The sequence below is a fragment of the Acidovorax sp. sic0104 genome, assembly GCF_019219095.1.
In the GTDB taxonomy this organism is placed as follows: Bacteria; Pseudomonadota; Gammaproteobacteria; order Burkholderiales; family Burkholderiaceae_C; genus Acidovorax.
In genome coordinates, this window is record NZ_JAHUWH010000005.1 from 22,957 (window position 1) to 45,392 (window position 22,436).

At 68.1% G+C, this 22,436-nt stretch carries 20 protein-coding genes; 11 read left to right on the forward strand and 9 right to left on the reverse strand.

The window, feature by feature from the left end; all coding sequences use genetic code 11:
* Positions 1-57: 57 nt before the first annotated feature.
* A complete protein-coding gene (locus KW835_RS09820) occupies positions 58-1,317 on the reverse strand; it encodes an MFS transporter (RefSeq protein WP_255593465.1) in 1,260 nt (419 codons plus the stop codon).
* A 347-nt stretch (positions 1,318-1,664) separates the two neighbouring features.
* Between KW835_RS09820 and KW835_RS09825 the strand changes: the two genes are divergently transcribed.
* On the forward strand, positions 1,665-2,585 hold the full coding sequence (locus tag KW835_RS09825; protein ID WP_218382194.1) for a phosphoribosylaminoimidazolesuccinocarboxamide synthase: 921 nt from the start codon (positions 1,665-1,667) through the stop codon (positions 2,583-2,585).
* 189 nt (positions 2,586-2,774) lie between these two features.
* Here KW835_RS09825 and trxA read toward each other — a convergent pair whose 3' ends face one another.
* On the reverse strand, positions 2,775-3,683 hold the full coding sequence (gene trxA, locus KW835_RS09830; RefSeq protein WP_218382195.1) for a thioredoxin: 909 nt from the start codon (positions 3,681-3,683) through the stop codon (positions 2,775-2,777).
* Between the two features lie 159 nt (positions 3,684-3,842).
* On the opposite strand from trxA, the gene purE reads away from it, so the two are divergent.
* The 4 genes from purE to KW835_RS09850 all read left to right on the forward strand — a co-directional run bounded on the left by purE (position 3,843) and on the right by KW835_RS09850 (position 7,728).
* Positions 3,843-4,337 (forward strand): 5-(carboxyamino)imidazole ribonucleotide mutase, encoded by a 495-nt coding sequence (gene purE / locus KW835_RS09835; protein WP_218382196.1) that lies wholly within the window; start codon positions 3,843-3,845, stop codon positions 4,335-4,337.
* Positions 4,334-5,503 carry a 5-(carboxyamino)imidazole ribonucleotide synthase gene (locus KW835_RS09840; RefSeq protein WP_218382197.1) on the forward strand — a complete coding sequence of 390 codons (1,170 nt, stop codon included), beginning with the start codon at positions 4,334-4,336 and terminating at the stop codon, positions 5,501-5,503. The genes purE and KW835_RS09840 overlap by 4 nt, the downstream gene beginning before the upstream one ends.
* 162 nt (positions 5,504-5,665) lie before the next feature.
* Positions 5,666-6,682: an L-threonylcarbamoyladenylate synthase gene (locus tag KW835_RS09845; protein ID WP_218382198.1), complete on the forward strand. Its 1,017-nt coding sequence runs from the start codon at positions 5,666-5,668 to the stop codon at positions 6,680-6,682.
* Positions 6,683-6,774: 92 nt separating this feature from the next.
* Positions 6,775-7,728, forward strand: a complete 954-nt coding sequence (locus tag KW835_RS09850; RefSeq protein ID WP_218382199.1) for an SGNH/GDSL hydrolase family protein — start codon at positions 6,775-6,777, stop codon at positions 7,726-7,728.
* A gap of 84 nt (positions 7,729-7,812) precedes the next feature.
* On the opposite strand, the gene KW835_RS09855 is transcribed toward KW835_RS09850, so the two are convergent.
* The 5 genes from KW835_RS09855 to dacB all read right to left on the reverse strand — a co-directional run bounded on the left by KW835_RS09855 (position 7,813) and on the right by dacB (position 13,142).
* Positions 7,813-8,484, reverse strand: coding sequence for an OmpW family protein (locus KW835_RS09855; RefSeq protein WP_218382200.1), 672 nt, complete (start codon positions 8,482-8,484; stop codon positions 7,813-7,815).
* A 35-nt stretch (positions 8,485-8,519) separates the two neighbouring features.
* Positions 8,520-9,665, reverse strand: coding sequence for an SGNH/GDSL hydrolase family protein (locus KW835_RS09860; protein WP_218382201.1), 1,146 nt, complete (start codon positions 9,663-9,665; stop codon positions 8,520-8,522).
* 260 nt (positions 9,666-9,925) lie between these two features.
* On the reverse strand, positions 9,926-11,224 hold the full coding sequence (locus tag KW835_RS09865; RefSeq protein WP_218382202.1) for a lipase family protein: 1,299 nt from the start codon (positions 11,222-11,224) through the stop codon (positions 9,926-9,928).
* Between the two features lie 150 nt (positions 11,225-11,374).
* Complete coding sequence (locus tag KW835_RS09870) at positions 11,375-11,635, reverse strand: SemiSWEET transporter (protein WP_218382203.1); 261 nt, start codon at positions 11,633-11,635, stop codon at positions 11,375-11,377.
* A gap of 43 nt (positions 11,636-11,678) precedes the next feature.
* Complete coding sequence (gene dacB / locus KW835_RS09875; protein WP_255593434.1) at positions 11,679-13,142, reverse strand: D-alanyl-D-alanine carboxypeptidase/D-alanyl-D-alanine-endopeptidase; 1,464 nt, start codon at positions 13,140-13,142, stop codon at positions 11,679-11,681.
* A 189-nt stretch (positions 13,143-13,331) separates the two neighbouring features.
* On the opposite strand from dacB, the gene KW835_RS09880 reads away from it, so the two are divergent.
* The 6 genes from KW835_RS09880 (at position 13,332) to corA (ending at position 19,556) form a co-directional block, all read left to right on the forward strand.
* Positions 13,332-15,137 carry a methyl-accepting chemotaxis protein gene (locus tag KW835_RS09880; RefSeq protein ID WP_255593435.1) on the forward strand — a complete coding sequence of 602 codons (1,806 nt, stop codon included), beginning with the start codon at positions 13,332-13,334 and terminating at the stop codon, positions 15,135-15,137.
* Between the two features lie 143 nt (positions 15,138-15,280).
* Positions 15,281-16,279: a DMT family transporter gene (locus KW835_RS09885; protein ID WP_218382206.1), complete on the forward strand. Its 999-nt coding sequence runs from the start codon at positions 15,281-15,283 to the stop codon at positions 16,277-16,279.
* An 8-nt stretch (positions 16,280-16,287) separates the two neighbouring features.
* A complete protein-coding gene (gene tsaB, locus KW835_RS09890) occupies positions 16,288-16,995 on the forward strand; it encodes a tRNA (adenosine(37)-N6)-threonylcarbamoyltransferase complex dimerization subunit type 1 TsaB (RefSeq protein ID WP_218382207.1) in 708 nt (235 codons plus the stop codon).
* Entirely contained in the window at positions 16,992-17,471 is a 480-nt protein-coding gene (rimI, locus tag KW835_RS09895) for a ribosomal protein S18-alanine N-acetyltransferase (protein ID WP_218382208.1), read from the forward strand. Before tsaB ends, rimI begins: the two co-directional genes overlap by 4 nt.
* Before the next feature lie 33 nt (positions 17,472-17,504).
* Positions 17,505-18,263, forward strand: coding sequence for a uracil-DNA glycosylase family protein (locus KW835_RS09900; protein ID WP_255593436.1), 759 nt, complete (start codon positions 17,505-17,507; stop codon positions 18,261-18,263).
* Between the two features lie 303 nt (positions 18,264-18,566).
* Positions 18,567-19,556: a magnesium/cobalt transporter CorA gene (gene corA / locus KW835_RS09905; RefSeq protein ID WP_218382209.1), complete on the forward strand. Its 990-nt coding sequence runs from the start codon at positions 18,567-18,569 to the stop codon at positions 19,554-19,556.
* Positions 19,557-19,874: 318 nt separating this feature from the next.
* Here corA and KW835_RS09910 read toward each other — a convergent pair whose 3' ends face one another.
* Together KW835_RS09910 and KW835_RS09915 are read right to left on the reverse strand one after the other, a co-directional pair.
* The gene (locus KW835_RS09910) at positions 19,875-20,618 is read right to left on the reverse strand and encodes a 5'-methylthioadenosine/adenosylhomocysteine nucleosidase (protein ID WP_218382210.1); all 744 of its coding nucleotides are present in this window, start codon (positions 20,616-20,618) and stop codon (positions 19,875-19,877) included.
* Positions 20,619-20,710: 92 nt separating this feature from the next.
* The gene (locus KW835_RS09915) at positions 20,711-22,390 is read right to left on the reverse strand and encodes a long-chain-fatty-acid--CoA ligase (protein WP_218382211.1); all 1,680 of its coding nucleotides are present in this window, start codon (positions 22,388-22,390) and stop codon (positions 20,711-20,713) included.
* Positions 22,391-22,436 lie beyond the last annotated feature (46 nt).

Here is a 22,436-nt window from a genome sequence, read left to right on the forward strand (position 1 = left end):
GGCCCGAAAAGCGCGCACAATGGGTAGGTTGCTTCCAAAGGCCCAGGCAATCGGTGTTCAGCGCGAAGACGGTGCGGCGCCATGCAGCGCCAGGCGCCCCACCACCACCATCGACAGCACGCTGGCCGCGATGCCCACCGCAGCGGACATCCAGTAGTTCTGCACCAGCCCCTGCGCATCGCGGCTGATCAGCAGCCCACCCACGAACGACGCCACCCCCATCGCACCTGATTGCACCGACGCGTTCAGCGTCATGAAGGTGCCCCTGAGCGACGGCTGCGCGGCCGACGTGATGATGGCCATGCCCGGGATCATGCGGCCGCTCATCAGCGCGAACATCAGCGTGGACACGACGAGCACGCCCCACAGCGGCACGCCGTGCACCAGCGTGATGCCCAGGAGCGGAAAGGCGCCTGCCACCGCCAGGCCGCGGAACACCCGCACCTTGCCCCACCGGTCCGTCAGCACCCCGAACAGCCGCGCCGTGAACAGCGTCACCACCCCGCCGCACAGGTACACCAGCGGGACCTGGTCGGGCCGCACGCCGGCATTGGCCTGCATGTAGATGGTGATGTAGGGAATCACCGTGAACCCGGCGAACATGACCAACCCGGAGAACACAAACGCCCAGCGATGGTTGGCATCGCCCAGCACCTGGGCGATACCGCCGAAAGTGCTGCGGCGCTGTGCGGCCTGCAGATGCGCGGTCATCGCGGGCAGCGTGCGCGCCGCGAGCACGGCCAGCATGCCGACCATCGCCGCGATGGCGATGAACGGAAGGTGCCAGCCCCCCGCCTCGGCCAGCAGCAGCCCCGCAGGAACGCCCGCCACCGTGGACAGGGAGAACGCGGTCATCACGATGCCCATGGCACGGCCGCGGCGCTCGAAGGGCACCAGGTCGGCTACGATGGTCTGGGCCAGTGCCGACAGCACCCCGCCGAACGCCCCGGCCAGGATGCGCGCCACCATGAGCGTGCCGTAGGTGGGCGCCAGGCCGCAGGCCAGCGTGGCCAGACCGAACAGCACATACAGCGTGAGCAGCAGGCGCTTGCGCCCGAAACGGTCGATGTAGGTGGAGGCCAGCAACCCCGATGCCCCGGCAGACAGCGTGTAGGCCGACACGAGAAGCCCGAACTGCGCGTCGGTGATGGCAAAAAGCCGCGTGAACTGCGGCCCCAGCGGCATCATGATCATGAAATCCAGGATGTGGGTGAACTGGATGCCGGCCAGCGTGAGCAGCAGCCACAGCTCGCGCCGTGGCGTGAGTGCGGGGGTGGAAGCAGAGGCCGGGGCGGCAGAAGGTGCCGCAGAAGGCAAATCGGAAGTGGAAGACTGCACAGGAAAAAAGCCGCGCGCGGGCGGGGCGGTGACAAGGGCCGGCCAGTGTGCCGCAACACGGTGCAACACGCGAGACATTCGGTTCGTGCGCCACACTGCGACTGCGACCGCCCACTTCGCGACTTCGCCACTTCGCCACTTCGCCACTTCGCCACTTCGCCACGCGCCCGGCCCCTGCGCCCCACCGAACCAGTCCCGGCGCCCGGCTTTGCCCTGGCGCGTAAAATCCGCAGGTTGCGTGGAATGCTCCCGCACCCCGTTTCCACGTTGCACGTTCACCGGCCTGCCCGCAGCGGACGCGAACCATCGACCGCCATACCGACACCATGACCCAGCCCAGCCCCAACGCCCTGCACACCTCTGCCCTCACATCGCTGCCCCTGCTGGCACGCGGCAAGGTGCGCGACAACTACGCGGTGGGCGACGACCGCATCCTGATGGTGGCCAGCGACCGCCTCTCGGCCTTCGACGTGATCATGGGCGAGCCCATTCCCGGCAAGGGCGAGCTGCTCACGCAGATGGCGTTGTTCTGGTTCGACAAGCTGGGCCACATCTGCCCCAACCACCTCACGGGCGAAGCGCCGGAGAGCGTGGTCAAGCCCGAAGAGGTGGCCCAGGTGCGTGGTCGCTCGATGCTCGTGCAGCGCTTGAAGCCCATTCCGGTGGAAGCCGTGGTGCGCGGGTACCTGGCCGGCAGCGGCTGGAAGGAATACCAGGAATCGCGCTCGGTCTGCGGCGTGCCGCTGCCCGAAGGGCTGACCAACGCAGCCAAACTGCCTGCCCCCATCTACACGCCCGCCGCCAAGGCCGCCGTGGGCGAGCATGACGAGAACATCACCTTCGAGCGCACGGTGGAGATGATCGGCCTGGACCTCGCCACCCGCATCCGCGACCTGAGCATCGCCATCTACCAGGCCGCCGCCGAGATCGCGCTGACCAAGGGCATGATCATTGCCGACACCAAATTCGAGTTCGGCCTCGCGCCCGACGGCACGCTGGTTTTGATGGACGAGGTGCTTACCCCCGACAGCTCGCGCTACTGGCCGGTGGAAGGCTACGCCGCCGCACTGGCCAACGGCGAGAACCCGCCGAGCTACGACAAGCAGTTCGTGCGCGACTGGCTGGAGCAGGCCCAGGTCAACGGCAAGCCCTGGGACAAGACCGCCCCCGCGCCCCGCCTGCCGCGCGAGGTGATCGAGAAGACCGCCGCCAAGTACCGCGAGGCGCTGGAAAGGCTGGTGGGCTAGCCCCCCTGAGGCGCTTCGCGCCTTCCCCCTGGGGGTGACGCTCCCGGCGCGACAGGGCGGCCCTTGCGCAGGGGCGCTGGCCTGCGCTACGCCGGATTCGAAGGCCCGCGCCTTCCATTGCACCGTGCGCGATAGCGAAAAAGGCTCCCGGCAGGGAGCCTTTTTTACGCGGGGCCGCAGAGCAGGTTCTCAGCTCAGCACCACGCTCGACAGGCGGCGGCGGTACGTTGCCACCACCGGGTCGTCCGGCGGGATCTGGCCGTCCGCCACCTTGGGCTTGGGAGGGTCGATGATTTCGAGGATGGCGACATAGGTCTTGCGGGCCGCCTCGTCGCCCCAGGCCTTGTCGCGCATGAGGATCTCGAGCAGTTCGTCCATCGCGTCCGTCCAGCGCTGGCGGGCGATGAGCCAGCGGGCACGGGCGTAGCGGGTGTCGAAATCGCGCTTGTTGGCAGCAATTTTTGCATCAAATTCGGCTCCAGAGCCCTCTCCATAAGCGCTTAAAGCTACGAAATCAATAGCATCCATCCAGGTCTTGAGTGCCCCCAGCTTGCGCGAGCCCGGGGCCTTGGCGATCACGGGGGCGAAGGCGACCTTGGCGTCATCCTCGCGGCCGAGCTGCAGCAGCAGCTTGACGTAGTCGAAGCGGGCGTCGTCGTTGGCGGGGTCGGTCACCACGGCGTGCTGCAGCTTTTCCAGCGCGGTGTCGGTGTCGCCATCGGCCAGTGCTTCATAGGCCTCTTCTTCCTCGGCTTCGGCGACCAACTGGTCTTCGGTGGGCACGTGCTTGTCGAGGAAAGCGCGCACCTGGCCTTCGGGCAGCGCGCCCATGAAACCGTCCACGGGCTGGCCGTTCATCAGCAGCACGCAGGTCGGAATGCTGCGGATGCCGAACATGCCCGCGAGTTGCTGCTCCTGGTCGGAATCGATCTTGGCGAGCTTGAAGCGGCCGGCGTATTCGGTCTCCAGCTTCTCCAGCACGGGCCCGAGGGATTTGCACGGGCCGCACCAGGGCGCCCAGAAATCCACCAGGACAGGCACTTCCATGGAGGCGGCGACCACCTCGGCTTCAAAATTCTCTACGGTGACGTCAATCATGATGGGTGTCCGGCCAGGCCGGCCAAGCTGGTGGTTTCGCGCTATTTTGGCCCATCGACATACCCGGGCGCCGGCAAGGGAGGCGCAAAAAGTAAAATCGCGGGTTCCACCTACAGCCGTGCGGCGGGCGCGACCCGCCGCCGCGCACCCCCTACCACCATGAAACCCATCCAGATCGGCGTGGTCATGGGCTCCAGCAGCGACTGGGACACCATGCAGCATGCAGTGCAGATTCTTGAACAGTTCGGCATCGCGCACGAGGCCCGCGTGGTCTCGGCCCACCGCATGCCCGACGACATGTTCGCCTACGCCGAAGCCGCCGCCGGCCGGGGCCTGAAGGCCATCATCGCCGGCGCCGGTGGCGCCGCCCACCTGCCCGGCATGATCGCCGCCAAGACCACCGTGCCCGTGCTGGGCGTGCCCGTGGCCAGCCGCCACCTGCAGGGCGTGGATTCGTTGCACAGCATCGTGCAGATGCCCAAGGGCATTCCGGTGGCCACCTTCGCCATCGGCACGGCCGGCGCGGCCAACGCGGCACTGTTCGCCGTGGCGCTGCTGGCCAGCGAGAGCCCCGAGCTGCGCACGCGCCTGGAAGCCTTCCGCGCAGAGCAGACCGAGGTGGCCCGCAACATGACCCTGCCGCCCGCAGCATGACCGCTTCCATTACGCCTCTCCTTCCTGGCGCGACGCTGGGCGTCCTCGGCGGCGGCCAGCTGGGCCGCATGTTCGTGCACGCGGCGCAGGCCATGGGCTACTTCACGGCCGTGCTGGATGCCGACCCCGACAGCCCCGCCGGCCTGGTGAGCCACCACCACATCCAGACAGGCTACGAAGACCCTGCCGGCCTGGCCGAACTGGCCCGCGTGTCCGATGCGGTCACCACCGAGTTTGAAAACGTGCCCGCCGCCGCGCTGGCCACGCTGGCAGCACAGCGCCCCGTGTCGCCCGCGGCCAACGCCGTGTCGGTGGCGCAGGACCGGGCCCGGGAGAAGGCGCACTTCGTGGGCTGCGGCGTGCCTTGCGCGCCTTACGCCGTGATCGAGACCGCCGAGCAACTCGGCGCAGTGTCTGCAGAACTGCTGCCTGGCATCCTGAAAACCGCCCGCATGGGCTACGACGGCAAGGGCCAGGTGCGCGTGAAAACCGCCGCCGAACTGGCCGCCGCCTGGGATTCCGTCGGCCGCGTGCCCTGCGTGCTGGAGAAGATGCTGCCGCTCGCGCTCGAATGCTCGGTGATCGTGGCGCGCGGCGCCGACGGCGCCATGGTGCACCTGCCCGTGCAGCGCAACCTGCACCGCGACGGCATCCTGGCCGTGACCGAAGTTCATGAACAAAATCTGCCCCCAGCGCTTATTGAACAAGCGGTAGCTGCTGCAAAATCTGTAGCGGAAGGCCTGCAATACGTCGGCGTTCTGTGCGTGGAGTTCTTCGTGCTGCAGGACGGCAGCCTGGTGGTCAACGAGATCGCGCCACGCCCGCACAACAGCGGCCACTACAGCCAGAACGCCTGCGATGTGTCGCAGTTCGAGCTGCAGGTGCGCACCATGGCCCGCCTGCCGCTCACGCAGCCGCGCCAGCACAGCCCCGCCGTGATGCTCAACCTGCTGGGCGACCTGTGGTTCGCGCACGGCGACGCGGCGCAGACCCCTCCCTGGGCCGAGGTGCTGGCCTTGCCCGGCACCCACCTGCACCTGTACGGCAAGCGCGATGCCAAGCGCGGCCGCAAGATGGGCCACCTGAACGTGACCGGCGCCACGCCCGAGGCCGCACGCGCCACGGCGCTGAAGGCGGCCGCATTGCTCGGCATCGCAGCGTTCTGACGTGAAGCACCCCCTGAGCCGCTTCGCGCCTTCCCCCTTCCCTCGCTGCGCGGTAGAGGGACGCACCCGGTGGCCTGGCAAAGCCAGTTCCACGGGTGCACTGGCCCCGGCCGCGCCAGTTCCGCGGGACGCGGTCGGCGCACATCGCTATGGAGAACTGACATGATCCTCGATGGCAACGACCCGGCGGCCATCGCCACAGCCGCCCGCGCGGTGCGCAGCGGCGCGCTGCTGGGCCTGCCCACCGAGACCGTGTATGGCCTGGCGGCCGACGCCAGCAGCGATGCGGCGGTCGCGCAGATCTTCACGGCCAAGGGGCGCCCGAGCGACCACCCGCTCATCGTGCACGTGGCCAACGCCGAGGGCATCCGCCACTTCGCCAGCGAGGTACCCGCGTTCGCCCAGGCCCTGGTCGACGCGTTCTGGCCCGGCCCGCTCACGCTCATCCTGCCGCGCCTGCCTGGCGTGGCAACGGCCGCCACTGGCGGCCAGGACAGCGTGGGCCTGCGCTGCCCCGCCCACCCGGTGGCGCACGCCCTGCTCGCGGCCTGCGCCGCACCTGGGGACGGCCCCGAAGCCGGCGGCCCGCCCGTGTGGGGGGTAGCAGCCCCCAGCGCCAACCGCTTCGGCCGCGTGAGCCCGACCACCGCGCAGCATGTGCAGGATGAACTGGGGCCCGAACTGCTGGTGCTCGACGGCGGCCCCTGCGCCGTGGGCATCGAGAGCACCATCGTGGACTGCACGCGCGGCGTGCCCGTGCTCCTGCGGCCCGGCGCGATCACGCGCGAGCAGATCGCGGCGGCCTGCGGCACCGCACCGCTGTCCAAGGAAGACCTGCCCGACCATACGCCCCGCGCCTCCGGCACGCTGGAGGCGCACTACGCACCCGCCGCGAAGGTGCGCCTGATGGATGCCAAGGCGCTGCAGACCGGGCTGGACCTGCTGGGCGCCGACGCAGCGAACATCGCGGTCTATGCGCGCACGGCGCTGCGCACCAAGTCCTCCAGGCTGGTGATGCGCCGCATGCCCGACGACGCCACAGCAACCGCCCAGCAGTTGTTCGCGGTGCTGCGCGGCTTCGACGACGACGGGGTGAAGCTCATCTGGATCGAAACCCCGCCGGCCACCGCCGACTGGGAAGGCGTGCGCGACCGGCTGCAGCGCGCCGCGGCCGCCTGACGCCTGACGCCTGCGACATGCCGTTGCGAAGCCGGCTTTACAAGGCTTGGCGCGGCCCCGCTAAACTACCCCCCACTTTTCTGGAGAAATACATGGCAGCAAATTGGATGCGCCGCACCGTCATGGTCGCCGCATGTGCATCGGCCGCGTTGCTCGCGGCCTGCGGTTCAAGCACCACCGAATCGGCCATCACGCCCGAGCGCTTCATCGCCTTCGGCGATGCCTACAGCGACATCGGGCAAAAGGGCACGCGCTACACCGTCAATGACGGCAGCGTGAACAACTGGACCCTGCAGGTCGCGGCCAACTACGGCAAGCCCCTGGCAGCCGTATCGGCCGGCGGCAAGAGCTATGCCGTGGGCAACGCCCGCGTCAAGGCCAAGCCCGACGCGACTGGCAACGCCAGCACGCCCACCATCACCGAGCAGATCGACACCTTCCTGGCCACCAACACCTTCGGCGGCAGCGACGTGGTGTTCCTGAGTGGTGGCGTGAGCGAAGTGATCGCGGGAATGGCCGCAGTGCAGGCCGGCACCCAGACCGAAGCCGCCATGGTGGCGGCTGCCCGCCAGGCCGGTGAAGACCTGGCCGCGCAGGTGCGCCGCCTGGTCGCCGCCGGCGCCAAGTACGTCGTGGTGACCGGCACCTACGACCTGAGCAAGAGCCCCTGGGCCAAGTCCATCAACCGCGAGGCGCTGCTGGCCGATGCGAGCACCCGTTTCAACGACGGCCTGCTGGTGAACATCGTCGATCTGGGCGCCAACGTGCTGTATGTCGATTCGGCCTACTACGTGAACCTGTACACAGGCGTGCCCGCCAACTACGGCTTCAACAACGCCACCGCAGCCGTGTGCACCTCGGTGGATCCGGCGAACGGCATCGGCATCGGCGCGGGCAAGATCAACTCGGCACTGTGCAACGCCTCTACGCTGCTGTCGGGTGCAAGCCAGGAGTCGTACGTGTTCGCGGACGAGGTGTATCTCACCCCGTCGGCGCAGCGCCAGTTCGGCACCTACGTCTACGACCGCCTGCGCGCGCGCTGGTGATCCGGGGGCTTCCCCACGGACAAAGGCCGCCCTCGGGCGGCCTTTTTCATGGCGAGGGGCGAGGCCCGCCCCTTCAATCCGCCATCAGAACCGGTAGCCCACGCCCACGGCGATCACATCGGGGTTCAGGCGTTTGGAGATCGACTGCCCCGACGAGAGGTGCGACGTGGTCTTGAGGAAACTCTTGTAATAGGCCGCGTCCAGGAACCAGCGGTCGTTGATCTTCCACACGAAGCCGACCTGGGGCGTGATGCCCCACTTGTTGTCGACGGATGCCGTGGTCGGGTTCGCAGGCGTGCCCCCCGTCAGGCCGCTGAGCGTGGCCGTGGTGCGGGTCTTGAAGAACCGGCCGTAGGTCACGCCCACGCCCAGATAGGGACGAAACCGCGCCTCTGCCTCACCAAATCGGTACTGCGCGAACACCGTGACGGGCAGCACCTTGGTCTCGGCCAGCTTGCCCACACCCGCGATGGCACCGTCGCCCACGATGTCGTGTTTGAAAGGCAAGGACAGCGGCACGTCCACCGCCCAGTGGTCGGTCAACATGTAGTTCACGCCGCCGGACAGCGATGTGGCAGCGTCCACGTCCACTTTGGTGTTGGGGAACGCGGGGGCGCTCAGGTTGCCGCTCTTGACCTGGGGCGCGATATGGGTGAAGCCCGCGCGAACGCTCAGTGTGCCTGCAACCTGCGCCATCGCGCCGGTGCCCAGCAAGAGAGCAGCAGCCGCCAGGCCGGCCTTGGAAAATGCGTGCATGAATGACTCCTTGAATGGGGGGAAGCGCATCCGGCTCACAGCCAGCCGGCGCGGGACAGCGAACGCGACACCAGCTGGCCCACCAGTTGGTGGCCGTAGGGCGTGGGGTGGAAGCTGTCGGCAAAGCCATAGCTCTTCCACCAGTCGGCGCCGCCCGTGGCGCCCGCAGGAGGGTTCATGGCCGACAGGGCGGTCGCGGTGCAGGTGGGGAAGTTGTAGGTGGGCAGGCCGTCGGCGCCCACGCCCGTGGCGGGGCAGGCCGGCGTGGTGGCGTTGGTGAGCTGGTACTGCGCCGGGTTGGTGGCCTGGTCCTTGAAGGACGTGTAGAAGTCCACCAGGGCGATGCGGTTGTCGCCCGCCAGGCTGGTGGCCAGTTGCGCGTTGTACGCCTGGATCCAGCTGTCGAAAAGGGTCTCAGCCTGTGCCGCGGCCGCCGCGCCGCGGGTCGCACTGATGGACGCCAGTACCAGGCGGAAGCGTGGCGTGAGCGTGACGCCGGGCGCATTGAGCACGGCCACGCGCGGCGCGTTCTTGGCCGTGGTGTTGGCCTTGATGGTGTCTGCGAAGTTCTTTGCCAGCGCCTGCATGTAGGCGCCGCCCACCTGGGCAAGGCCCGTGGCGCCGCCGGCCAACGCGGCGCTGACGGTGGCCTGGGGCAACACGCTGCCCAGCAGAGCCGCGTAGGCCTGGCCGTTGTCGCTGGATGCGCGCAGGTAGGCGCCAATGAGGTCGGCCGCGTCATTGCCGCCGCCATCGATCAGCACGAGGTCCGAGGCGCTGTAGCCGCGCGCGCCCATGTCCTTGAGCTGCTGCGTGATGGACACCGGCGAGGTAGGCGCCGTGGGGTTGTTGATGCGTCCGCCACCCACCGCATGGTTGGTGCAGGCAGCATTGGTGCCGAAGGCCGAGCCGTTGAACTGGTAGTACGCGCACAGCGACTGGCCGTAGCTCGTGGCCACGCGCTCGGGCCAGATCGCCGTGGAGCCCACGCCGGTGGCGGCCGAGCCCTGGACGGTGAATTTGTAGCCGAAGGTCCCGCTGTCGGCCAGGCTGTCGCCCGCGACTTTGACCGAGGTGACCGCGGAGGCTGGCGCCGAGTCCGAGCCGCCGCCACCGCAGGCGGCCAGCAGGCAGGCCGCAACCAGGGCCGACAAGGAGGCTTTGCATTGTTGTGAGTTCAAGGAGGTTCTCCCGTGGAAAATGGAAAAAACGAACGAGCGTGCTTTTTTGCATCTTCATGGTACTCCCGAGTTCCCGGCTTGCCCGCTCGGGAAACTACCGAGCCGCCTTGCTCTTTACAAAGCAGCCCGCAGCCTTCAGGCCGCTCCCGCACCCGCCCCTGAAAAAGCAAAAGCCGACCCGAAGGTCGGCTTGGCAGGCAGACGGGCAGACATGTCCGCGAACGCGCCGGCGAGGCTGCGCCCGCGCCGGCTCTGGCGGATTACCTCACAGCGTCGAACACCGCGCGGGCCTGGGCGTGGCAGAACGGGGGCTCGTACGTGCCGTGGTAGGCGCCGTAGTAGGTTGCGAAGGCGGCAGAAGTGGGGTCCGTGGGCGCCTTGCCACCGGGGCCGAACGTAGCCTGGACGGCTGCGTCCACATCGACCGACACCACATTGGTCAGTCCGCGGCTGTCGAAGTCGGCCTTCATGACCTGCTGGTGGACGGCAGGCGGCACGGTAGGGTCGCCAGCCCCGCCGCACAGCAGCACGCGCGACTTGGGGTTCCAGCCCAGCAGGTCGTTCTTCTTGGCGGTCAGGTACAGCGGGTGGGTGGTGCTGGTCTGCGAGCCTTTGATGAAGTCCGGCTGGAACAGCGCGTCACGGGCCTGGTTGGGCGTGCCAGCAGGCAGGGTGCCGGACGTGACCAGCGTGGTGTAGTTCATCGTGGCATTGGGCAGCAGGGTCTCGATGTAGCCGGAGTACGGTGCCTTGAAGACCTGTTTCACGTCGGTGTAGACGTCGCCATAGACCTTCTGCCAGGCCGTGACCAGGTAGGGCACGAAGAACTGCACGCCCGCGATCGCGTCCGGGATGCGCAGCGAGCCCGACAGGTTGTACGGGCCCGCCAGATGGGCGCCCGCAACCACGTTGAACTCGCTGCCGTAGTCGCGCTCCGCCGCGCGGTGCGCGGCCATGGAGGAGTGCCCGCCCTGCGAGTAGCCGGTGAACATCACCTTGCCCGACAGGTTGGCGCCCACCGTGCCGGCGGCATTGCGCGCGGCGCGCACCGAGTCGATGACCGTGGTGGCCTCGGAATCGGCATGCAGATAGGGGTGGTAGCTGTAGCCGGACTTGGCGAAGCCCAGGTAGTCGGTGGCGACCACTGCGTAGCCCTGCGCGGCGTACATCGCGGCGAGCAGGAAGGTCTCGCTGTCCTGCGGATTGGCCAGGGTGCGCGGCTTTTGCACGTCGGTTCCCTTGGCGTAGGCGATCAGCGGTGCTGCGGCCGTGCAACTGCCGGCAGGCACCAGCATCACGCCCGAAGCATTGGTTTGCTCGCCACTCTTGGCGCCGGCAGTGGCGTAGTTGAGCGACACCACCTTCACATCGCACTTGGCCTTGCCGCTGATGGGCTGCAGGCCGCTGCTGTTCGTACCGGCATCGATCTGGGCCGCCGTGAGCGTGGTGAGTACGGCCGGCGGATCGATGAGCGCTCCGCGCTCGGGGTCGTCCGAGCCTCCGCAGGCAACAAGCAGAACCGCCGCAGCGGCAACACAGGTCAGGCGCAAATACGTCATGGATGAACACCTCAAGGTGGGTAAGGAAGGCGGATCGTGCGCGCACCTGCAGTGCAGCAGCATTGGGGTTAACGCGCCCCGGGGGGCGTGGATTTGACACCTGGGCGACAGTGGGCGCCGCCGGCATGAGGGCGGGGCCGTGTCGGGGCCTCAGCGCTCGCCGTAGACCATCTTCATGCCCAGGATGGTGCCCGCAAGGGCCAGCGTGATGGCGTTGGCCACCACGATGGGCCAGGCCGCCAGCACCAGCCCGTAGACCAGCCACAGCGCAACACCCGCGGTGAAGACGGTGTACATGCCCAGCGAGATGCCGCCCACATCCCGCGTTCGAAACGTGTGCAAGGCCTGCGGCACGAAGCTGCAGGTCGTGAGAAACGCGGCCAGATAGCCGATGAGCTCGGAGAGAGGCATGGAGCGGGTGTGAGGGAGATATGTCAGGGCGAGCAGGGATTATTCACTGGTCACGCGCCGCCCAGTCGACCAGGGCGTCCAGCACGGGGCGGGCCGAACCTGCGTTGGCATGGTTGATGACCGCCACCAGCACATAGCGCCGGCCACTGGCGGCGTGCACATAGCCCGCCACCGCCATCACATCACGCAGGCTGCCGGTCTTGAGGTGGGCGGACGCACGGCTCTGGCTGCGGCGCAGGGTGCCATCGACACCCGACATCGGCAGGGACGCCACGAGGTCGGGCATCACCGGGGACTGCCAGGCCACCTGCAGCATGCGCGCAAGAGCCTGCGCGGTGAGCCGCGCATCGCGGCTGAGCCCCGCGCCGTTGTCGGCCTGGGGCATCTCCGCATCGCCGATGCGCGCCTGCCACCAATGGCGCAGGGCCTCGCGCGCGCCATCAAACGTGGCCACGCCGTTCTTCTGCAGTGCCAGGGTGAGGAACACGTGCTGGGCCATCACGTTGTTGCTGTATTTGTTCACGTCGCGGACCACCTCAGCCAGCGCGGGGGACGTGGCCACGAACGCGGGCTTGAGGCCGGCAGGCACCTTGCCGTCGCGCACGCTGCCGGTGAGCTTGCCACCCAGCTCGCGCCACATGCCCTCCACCGCCCTCGCCGCAAAGCCGCGTGGGTCGGCCGCCGCGACGGGCCACACGCGTTCACCGCAGGCAGCCGGGTACACCCCCTGAAAGACCACCTTCGCCGGGTCGGCCAGATCGGCGCGCAGCGCGCCGCGCCAGTCACCGCAGTCGGTGCCGGCCGCCGCCAGCGCCACAGTGGGCTGGCGCTGCACCGCTGCCAGCGGAGGGTCGTACTGGATGCGTGCAAGCCCTGCAGGAACGTCTGGCACGAAGGTCATGACCGACGACTTGTAGTTGAGCAGCAGCGCATCCGGCGCTGCGTTGTAGGGACGCAGCGGCTCGCCGTCGAAGCGGCCCGGGTCGTGCTCGGGCACATCGAAGGCGGTGCGGTCCAGCACGATGTCGCCCACGATCACCTGAATGCCCTGGGCCTGCAGGCGCCGCATCAGCAGCCACAGGCGCTCCATCACCAACTTGGGGTCGCCCTGGCCCTGGATGTACACGTTGCCGCGCAGGCTGCCGTCCTGCACCGTGCCCTGTACGTACACGGGGGTGTTCCACACGTAGGCGGGTCCCAGCTGTTCCAGCGCCGCGTAAGTGGTCACCAGCTTCATCACCGAGGCAGGGTTGACGGGCACCTGGGCGCGGTGCGCCAGGCGGGGCGGTGTGCGTGCGGTGCCCTGTGCATCGGTGACGAGCACGCTCAGGGACTCGCGCGGGAGCTTGGCGCGGGCCAGGGTGGCTTCCACTTCGGGAGGGAGCGCCACGGCGCCCCCCCCAGGCTGGGCATGTACCGCGCAGGCAGCCGCCCCGAACAGGGCCCCCGCCACGGCCACGAACCGCGCCCATCGCCCAGACCGGGCCATTCTCAAAAAATACTTCATGCAGGAAGTCTAGGGGAGGACAGCGCCGCCGCGGGCGTGACAGCCGAGCCTGCGTTCGGGGGGTTGGCGTACTTACACTATGCAACCGATGACTCCACGCACTGGACGGGCGCTGTGCACACAGGGCGTGCCCCGCTTGCACGCCGTCATCGCCGCCAACACCACGCTACACACAAGGCATCTTTTCCTATGAGCCGACTCTCCGACCTCTCCGTCGCCAAGCGCCTTGCGCTGGGATTTTCCCTGGTGCTGCTGCTGCTTATCGGCGCCATCGCGCTGAGCATCTCGCGCCTGAATGCCGTGGCCGACGCCACGCTGGAGATGGTGCAAAACCCCATCAAGACCGAGCGGCTGGTCAGCGACTGGTCCCGCAACCTGCGCTCCGGCATCACGCGCACGGCCGCCGTCGCCCGCAGCAGCGACCCGGCGCTGGCCGACTTTTTCGCCGAGGACAGCAAGGCCTCGTCCAAGAGTTCGGGCGAGCTGCAAAAGGCCGTCGAGGAATTGATGTTCCTCGACTCGGAGAAGAAGCTGTTCGCTGAAATTGGTGCGCTGCGCGCGGTCTACCTCAAGAACCGCGACGTCATCTTCGCGCTCAAGAAGGAAGGCAAGGTAGACGAAGCCAATGCGCTGCTCGAAAAGCAGTTCATGCCCGAGGCAAACAACTACGCCGCCAAGATGGACGAGCTGCTGCGCAACCAGCGCGAGCAAGTGGACGCGCTGGGACGGGCCATCGAGGAAAACCGCCGGACCAGCCGCCAGTTGCTGGTGGCCCTGGGCGCGCTGAGCGTGGCGGTCGCGGCGCTTTTCTCGTGGGTGCTGTCGCGTTCGGTCACCGTGCCCCTGGGGCAGGCCTCGGACCTGGCCAAGCGGGTGGCCGCGGGCGACCTGACCGCCACGGTGCCCCAGCATGGCAAGGACGAGGTGGGTGAGCTCATGTCGTCGCTGGAACTCATGCAGGCCAACCTCGCCAGCGTGGTCAACAACGTGCGGCGCGGCTCGGAATCCGTCTCCAATGCCAGCGCAGAAATCGCGCAGGGCAACAGCGACCTGAGCGCCCGCACCGAACACCAGGCCAGCGCACTGGAACAGACAGCGGCCAGCATGGAAGAGCTCAATTCCGCCGTGCGCAACAACGCCGACAACGCCCGCCAGGCCAACCAGCTGGCGATGACGGCCTCCGGCGTGGCCGCCCAGGGCGGCGCCGTCGTGGGCGATGTGGTGGAGACCATGAAGGGCATCAACGAAGCAAGCCGCAAGATCAGCGACATCATCAGCGTCATCGACGGCATCGCCTTCCAGACCAACATCCTGGCGCTGAACGCGGCAGTGGAGGCCGCCCGCGCGGGCGAACAGGGTCGCGGCTTTGCAGTGGTCGCCTCGGAAGTGCGAAGCCTGGCGGGCCGCAGCGCCGAGGCCGCCAAGGAGATCAAGAACCTCATCCAGGCCAGCGTGGACCGTGTCGAACACGGCACGGCACTTGTCGACAAAGCGGGCGAGACCATGTCCGAGGTGGTGAGCAGCATCCGCCGCGTCACAGACATCATGGGCGAGATCAGCGCTGCCAGCAGCGAGCAAAGCGCCGGTGTCGCGCAGGTGGGCGAGGCCGTCACCTCGATGGACCAGGCCACGCAGCAGAACGCCGCGCTGGTCGAGGAAATGGCAGCCGCCGCCAGCAGCCTGCGCACCCAGGCGCACGACCTGGTCCAGGTGGTCGCGGTGTTCAAGCTCTCCGGGGACCAGGAACGTCCAGCCCCCGGTTCTGTTTCTGCGTCCGTTTCTGCCCGGACAGCGCCAAGCCCGGCCGCCGCGCCCGCACGCCCCACCGCTGCGCGCCCCACGGTGGCCAAGGCACCTGCGAAGGCGGCCATTCCCCGCACCCAACCAACCGCCGCGCCACGGCCATCGGCCCCCGCCCTGGCATCGCCGGCCGCGCCAGCGCCCGCCCAGCGCCCACAGCAACAGGGCAGCGACGACGACTGGGAATCCTTCTGAACCCTTGCGGCGCTGCGGGAGCAAGGGCGAAAGCACGATCAGCCAACCCGGTACAGCCAAAGCCCTGGCGCCCCGCCCCGAGCAGCGGCCAGGCTTGCGCCAGGGCAGTCCGATGCCGGCCCGCGCGGCCGGATAATCCACGGATGCGCTTTTCCCCTCGTGCCACAGGCCTGCTGGCGGCTGTCGTGACGGTCACCATCTGGACGGGCTTCATCGTCATTGCCCGGGCCTCGGCGCAGCGCACGCTCACGCCGTTCGATATCGCCCTGCTGCGCATCGCAGGCGCCAGTCTGGTGCTGCTGCCCTGGGGGTGGTGGATGGTGCGCCGCCGCCAGGCGGCCGCGGGCACCGCGGCACCGCCGTCGAGCCTGGCAGGCATCTCGCCCCTGCCCCTTCGCACCACGGCGCTGCTGGGCACTTTCGGCGGACTGCTCTACGCCATGCTGGCCTATGCCGGCTTCTTTCATGCGCCGGCCACGCACGCGGCCGTGCTCATGCCCGGCAGCCTGCCGCTGTGGACCGCGCTGCTGGCCGCCGTGCTGCTGCGCGACCGCATCACACCGTTGCGCGCCGCCGGGCTCGCGCTGATCGTGGCCGGAGACCTGCTGGTGGGCGGAAGCAGCCTGCTGGCAGCTTTCGCAGGCGGTGACGTGTGGAAGGGCGACCTGCTGTTCATGTCCGCCGCCGCGTGCTGGGCCGCCTACAGCGTGATGGCGCGGCGCCACGCGGTGGACGCGGTGCAGGCCACCATCGCCATCACCGCGTTCGCGTGCCTGGCGTATGTGCCGTCGTATGCGCTGCTGGCCGGCCTGGGCGTGGTCTCCAGCCGCCTTGCGCTGGCGCCGTGGAGCGAGATCCTGTTCCAACTGGCGTTCCAGGGCGGCGGCTCGGTGGTCATCTCCGGCATCGCCTTCACACGCATGATCCAGCACTTCGGCCCCGTCCGCTCGACCATGATCACGGCACTGGTGCCCGGGCTGTCAGCCTTCGGGGCCGTGATCTTTCTGGGCGAGCCACTGCACTGGAACCTGGTCGCCGGGCTGTTGCTCGTGACGGCGGGTATCCTGCTGGGCGTACTGCGCAAGGCTCCGCCAGCGGCTGCCACACTTCAGGCCTGCGCGTGCGGCCGTCCTACCCCGTAACCTGCTCCATGAACCTGCTTGCCTTCGACACCAGCACCGACGTCATCTCCATCGCCGTACAGAGTGGCGATGCCGTGCTGCAACACCAGGGGCCAGGCGGACCGCTGGCCTCGGCCACACTGATCCCTGCGGTGCGCAGCCTGATGGCGCAGGCGGGCATCACGTTCGACACGCTCGATGCACTGGTCTTCGGGCGCGGGCCGGGCTCCTTCACCGGCCTGCGCACTGCCTGCGCCGTGGCGCAGGGCCTGGCGTTCGGCGCGCGCGGCGGCCAAGGGGTGCCGGTGCTGCCCGTGGACACCCTGCTGGCCGTCGCCGAGGAAGCGCGCGCGCAGCACGGCTGCACCCAGGTCGTGGCCGTGCTGGATGCACGCATGGACGAGGTCTATCACGCCCGATTCGAATGGCAGGCCGCCGAAGGCCGCTGGCTCGCAGATGCCGACTTCGGGCTGGGCGCTCCACAGACAGTGCAGCCGCCGCCTGGCTGGACCGTCGCGGGCAATGCGCTCGCGCCCTACGGCGAGCGCCTGGCGCCCGCCTTTGCCCACGTGGCCGTGCTGCCCACCGCCGCCGCCCTGCTGCGCCTGGCGCCCGCCCTGCTGGCCGCTGGTGGCGCGGTGCCCGCCAGCGATGCGCTGCCGCGCTACATCCGCGATAAAGTGGCGCAAACCACGGCCGAGCGCGCAGCACAGCGCGCTGCCTCCACCCCGTCATGAGCGCCTTGCCCACCCCCCCCACAGCCGCGCTGGAAGCGCGCTTTGAAAGCCTCACACTCGCTCGGCTGGACGCCGTGCTGGCCGTGGAGCAGCGCGCCTACTCCCACCCGTGGACGCGCGGCAACTTCACCGACGCCCTGGCCTCGGGCTATCAGGCGCAGGTGCTGATGGCGGGCGACCACCTGCTGGGTTACTTCGTGGCGATGCTGGGGGTGGAGGAAGTGCACTTGCTGAACATCACCGTCGCCCCCGAGTACCAGCGCCAGGGCTGGGCGCGCATGCTGCTCGACGCCCTGGCCGTGTGGTCGCGTGGGCGCGGCGCGCAGTGGCTGTGGCTGGAGGTGCGCACCAGCAACCTGCGCGCCCATGGCATCTATCTGGCCTATGGCTTTCGCCGCGTGGGCGAACGCAAGCGCTACTACCCCGCCGACCACGGCCAACGCGAAGATGCGGTGGTCATGAGCTTTGCGCTATGAACCACGCACCCTGCCCCATCCATGTTGTCGTCCATGAGTAGTCTCCACCTCGATGCGCGGCAGCGCGCCATGCTGCAGGAAATGGGCGTGACCGTCTGGGGCCCGCCGGACGCAGCGCGGCCAGCGCCCACCGTGCTCGCACCGATGCAGGTGCCGCCAGTGCCCCGCGTCGCCCTGCCCGTCTCCGCCCCGCCCCCCGTGGCCATGGCGCCCGCAGCTGTGCGGGCGGACCCAGCGCCAGCGCCGCCGGCACCGGTGGCTTCGCCCGCAGCGGCCGGCGCGGGCGCGCCCGCGCTGCGGCTGCATGCCGCACAGGCGCTCTATCCCCAGGCGGACCCAGCCCAGGCACCGGCCGAACTGGGCGCTGGTTGGCTCGTGGTGGCCGAGAGCACCACACCCACCGACCCGCTCGCGGGCGACGCCGGCAAGCTGATGGACAACATGCTGCGGGCCATGCAATTGCACAGGCACCCGCGCGTCTACATCGCGGCGCTGGAGCGCTCTGCCCCCGGCACACCGGGCACCGACGCCATTCCCGAAAGCCTGGCCGAAACCGTGGCCCGCCTGCAGCCCGCGATGGTGCTGGTGCTCGGCCACATCGCGGCGCGTGCCGCCCTTGGCCGCACCGAGCCCCTGGGGCGCCTGCGCGCCGAGTTGCACCAACTGGCGGGCTGCCCGGCCGTGGTGACGTACGACCCGGCCTTCCTGCTGCGCTCGCAGGACATCAAGGCCGCCGCCTGGGCCGACCTGTGCCGCGCGCTGGCCACCGTGCGCACACGCCGGGCCGCCTGACCTCGCCCTGACCCCCCCGCCGCGCCGCCCACGTGCGGCGGGAACTGGACAGCGCCTGGCGGAGTCTCTCACTGCATGCTCCAGCGCATGAAATCACCGCCCCGTGCCACCCGGCGCCACGGCCAGGCAAGGGGTCCGGTGCCATAATCCGCCGCTTGCCCATTTTTTATTGATTGACGGAGAAAGCTCCTTGGAAACCTACCCCAGTTGGTAGCTTTCAGCTCCCCGGCCTGCCGCCGTGGGGTTTGAAAGCACCCCATGACCCCCACCGCTGCAGATGCCACATAACAAGGGAGTGAGCCCATGCTCAACATCTTTTCGCTCGCCAATGGCCGGCTGGTCCAGGAAGAAATCGAATCCCTGGAAGAACTGACCCGCTTCCAGCCCATCTGGGTGGACCTGGAAGCCCCCACACTCGAAGAAAAACGCTGGATCAAGCAGCACTACGGCCTGTCCATCCCGGAGGATGCGATGGACGAGGACATCGAGGAATCCGCCCGCTTCTACGAGGAAGACAACGGCGAGCTGCACATCCGCAGCGACTTCCTGATCGACGACGACGAAGATCCTCGCTCGGTGCGTGTGGCCTTCATACTGAACCAGCACAACGCCCACCTCAAGAGCCGGGGCGTGCTGTTTTCCATCCACGACGAAGACGTGCCGGTGTTCCGCCTCTTGCGCATGCGCGCACGCCGCGCGCCGGGGCTGATCGAGGACGCCAAGGAAGTGCTGCTCAAGCTCTTTGACGCCGACGCCGAATACTCGGCCGACACGCTGGAGAACATCTACGACGAGCTGGAAAAAGTCAGCAAGCAGGTGCTGGCCGCCGACGTGACCGACGCCCGTGCCGGCGAGGTGCTGGCCGCCATCGCCCGCCAGGAAGACTTGAACGGCCGCATCCGCCGCAACGTGATGGACACCCGCCGCGCGGTGAGCTTCATGATGCGCAGCAAGATGCTCAACTCCGAGCAGTTCGAGGAAGCCCGCCAGATCCTGCGCGACATCGAATCGCTGGACAACCACACCGCTTTTCTGTTCGACAAGATCAACTTCCTGATGGACGCCACGGTCGGCTTCATCAACATCAACCAGAACAAGATCATCAAGATCTTCTCGGTGGCCAGCGTGGCCCTCTTGCCGCCCACGCTGATCGCGAGCGTGTACGGCATGAACATGAAGTTCCCCGAGCTGGAGCTGCTGGGGCCGGCGGCTTATCCGTATGTGATCGGACTCATGCTGGCGAGTGCGCTCGGGCCCATGTGGTACTTCCGCAAACGCGGCTGGTTGAAGTAGCCCCCCTGTGGCGCTGGGCGCCTCCCCCCCCAGGGGGGACGCCTCCGGTGGACCGGCGAAGCCGGATCCACGGTGGCGCTGGCGATGAGGGCGGAGGGTGAATTGGCGGCGCACCCTTTTTCCAGGGAGCGCCATTCGCTGCGCTCTGGCGGGGTACCGGCGGTGGGGTGCCTTCTGCAGGCGGGCTAGCTGGAGTCTTGGGTGAGCTAGGTCGGCGGCTGCTGGATGAAGGCGGCGGCGCCCCCTCATGAAAATACTCAATTTTTAAGCCAAAACACCTTCTACCGCTTGCCTATAAAGCACCAGTAGCTACACATTTCATAGCGACTGCAGCAACTTGCCGACGATGTGCTCTGCGTACCGGCTGGCCACGGTTTGGATGAACTGGGGGAAATCGACGTGGGCGGTGTCGTCGGCGCGGTCGGAGATGGTGCGGGCGGCGGCGAAGGGGATGTCGTAGTCGCGGCAGACCTGGGCGACGGCGGCGCCCTCCATTTCAACCGCCAGCACCTCGTGGCCGGCGGCGCGCAGGGCGTCGCGCAGGCTCAGGGACTCGTGGGCGCTGGAGACGAAGCGGTCGCCGCTGGCTATCAGGCCCTTGTGCGCGCTGCGGGGCACCGACGAAGAGCCAGACTGACCGCTATCGCTTGATACACAATCGCGAGCAGCTATCAAAAGCAGAGCAGAAAGATTCGCATCGCATTCCAGCAGCGACCGTGCGTAGCCGGGCAGCTCCCAGCGCGGAAACAGGGGCGAGGCGTCCATGTCGTGCTGCAGGTACGTCTGCGCTACCACCACGTCGCCCACGCGCACTGCGTCGCCCAGCCCGCCCGCCACGCCGGTGAACACGATGCGCGCGACGCCGAAATGCTCGATGAGCGCCGTGGCCGTCGTGGCCGCCGCCACCTTGCCGATGCCCGAGAGCGCCAGCACGACAGACCGCCCGTGCAACTCGCCGCGCCAGAACGAGCGGCCGGCGCGGGTGATGCGCTGGGGGTGCTGCAACGCGTGGACCAGCCCGGCCTGTTCTTCGGGAAGGGCGCTGAGGATGGCGGTGCTCATGGCTTGGAATTCCCAGGGGATCAAAACAAAGGCGGCCGAGGCCGCCTGGTGGCCGCCCCGGGTCACGGGGGCGGGACTGTTGAGCGGGGTTTTTACTTCTTGTCGCGCAGCTCGCGACGCAGGATCTTGCCCACGGGGGTCTTGGGCAGCTCAGTGCGGAACTCGATCACGCGGGGCTGCTTGTAGCCGGTCAGCTCGGCCCGGCAGAACTCCTTGACCTGGGCTTCAGTGAGCGCAGGGTCCTTCTTCACGATGACGAGCTTCACGGCCTCGCCGGTCTTCTCGTCGGGCACGCCCACCACAGCGCATTCGAGAACGCCAGGCATCTGCGCGACCACGTCCTCGACCTCGTTGGGGTAGACGTTGAAGCCCGACACCAGCACCATGTCCTTCTTGCGGTCCACGACCTTGAAGTAGCCGCGCTCGTCCATCACGCCGATGTCACCGGACTTGAAGTAGCCGTCCTCGGTCATGACCTTGGCCGTCTCGTCCGGGCGCTGCCAGTAGCCGGCCATCACCTGCGGGCCCTTGATGGCGATCTCGCCGGGCTGGCCGATGGTGGTCACATCGCGGCCCTCGTCGTCCAGCAGCTTCATGAGGGTGCCGGGAATGGGTACGCCGATGGTGCCGGTGTACTCGGTGGCCGTCACGGGGTTGCAGCTGACGGAGGGGCTGGTCTCCGACAGGCCGTAGCCTTCGCAAATCGGGCAGCCCGTCTTCTCCAGCCACAGCTTGGCCACGGCGCCCTGCACGGCCATGCCGCCGCCCACCGAGACCTTGAGGTTCTTCCAGTTGACGGTGTTGAAGTCCGGGTGGTTGGCCAGGCCGTTGAACAGCGTGTTCACGGCCGGGAAGCTGTGGAAGGTGTGCTTGGACAGTTCCTTGAGCACCGCAGGCAGATCGCGCGGGTTCGGGATCAGGATGGTCTTGCCGCCCGTGCGCATGGACAGCATCATGTTCACGGTGAAAGCGAAGATGTGGTACAGCGGCAGCGCGCAGATGCTGGTTTGCTGCTCGCCCGCCGGCACCTTCTTCATGACCGGGTCGTTCCAGGCCTCGGACTGCAGCACGTTGGCAATCACGTTGCGGTGCAGCAGCACCGCGCCCTTGCTCACGCCCGTGGTGCCGCCGGTGTACTGCAGCAGCGCGATGTCGTCGGGCTTGATGTCCGGCTTTTTCAGGGTTCCGCGCGTGCCCTGGGCCACCGCGTCATTGAAGCGCACGGCGCCGGGCAGGTTGTAGGCCGGCACCATCTTCTTGACGTTGCGCACCACGTAGTTGACCAGCGCGCCCTTGAGCAGGCCCAGCTGGTCGCCCATGGCGCACAGCACCACGTGCTTGACCGGCGTGTTGGCGATGCAGCTTTGCAGCGTGTTCGCGAAGTTCTCGATGATGACGATGGCCTTCGCGCCGGAGTCCTTGAGCTGGTGCTCCAGCTCGCGCGGGGTGTACAGCGGGTTCACGTTGACCACCACGAAGCCGGCGCGCAGGATGGCCGCCACGGTGACGGGGTACTGCGGCACGTTGGGCATCATGATCGCCACGCGGTCGCCCTTGACCAGCCCCAGGCCCTGCAGGTAGGCCGCGAAGGCGCTGGAGAGCGAGTCGGTCTGGGCGTAGGTCACGTCCTTGCCCATGAAGCTGTAGGCCACGCGGTCTGCGTACTTCTTGAAAGCCTCGTCCATCAAGGCAACGAGAGAGGCGTACTGCGAGATGTCAATGTCGGCAGGAACCCCCTGAGGGTAGGCAGCCAGCCACGGGCGATCGGTCATTTGCGTTGTCTCCTGGTCAGTTTTATGGTGATCATGAAAACCGTGC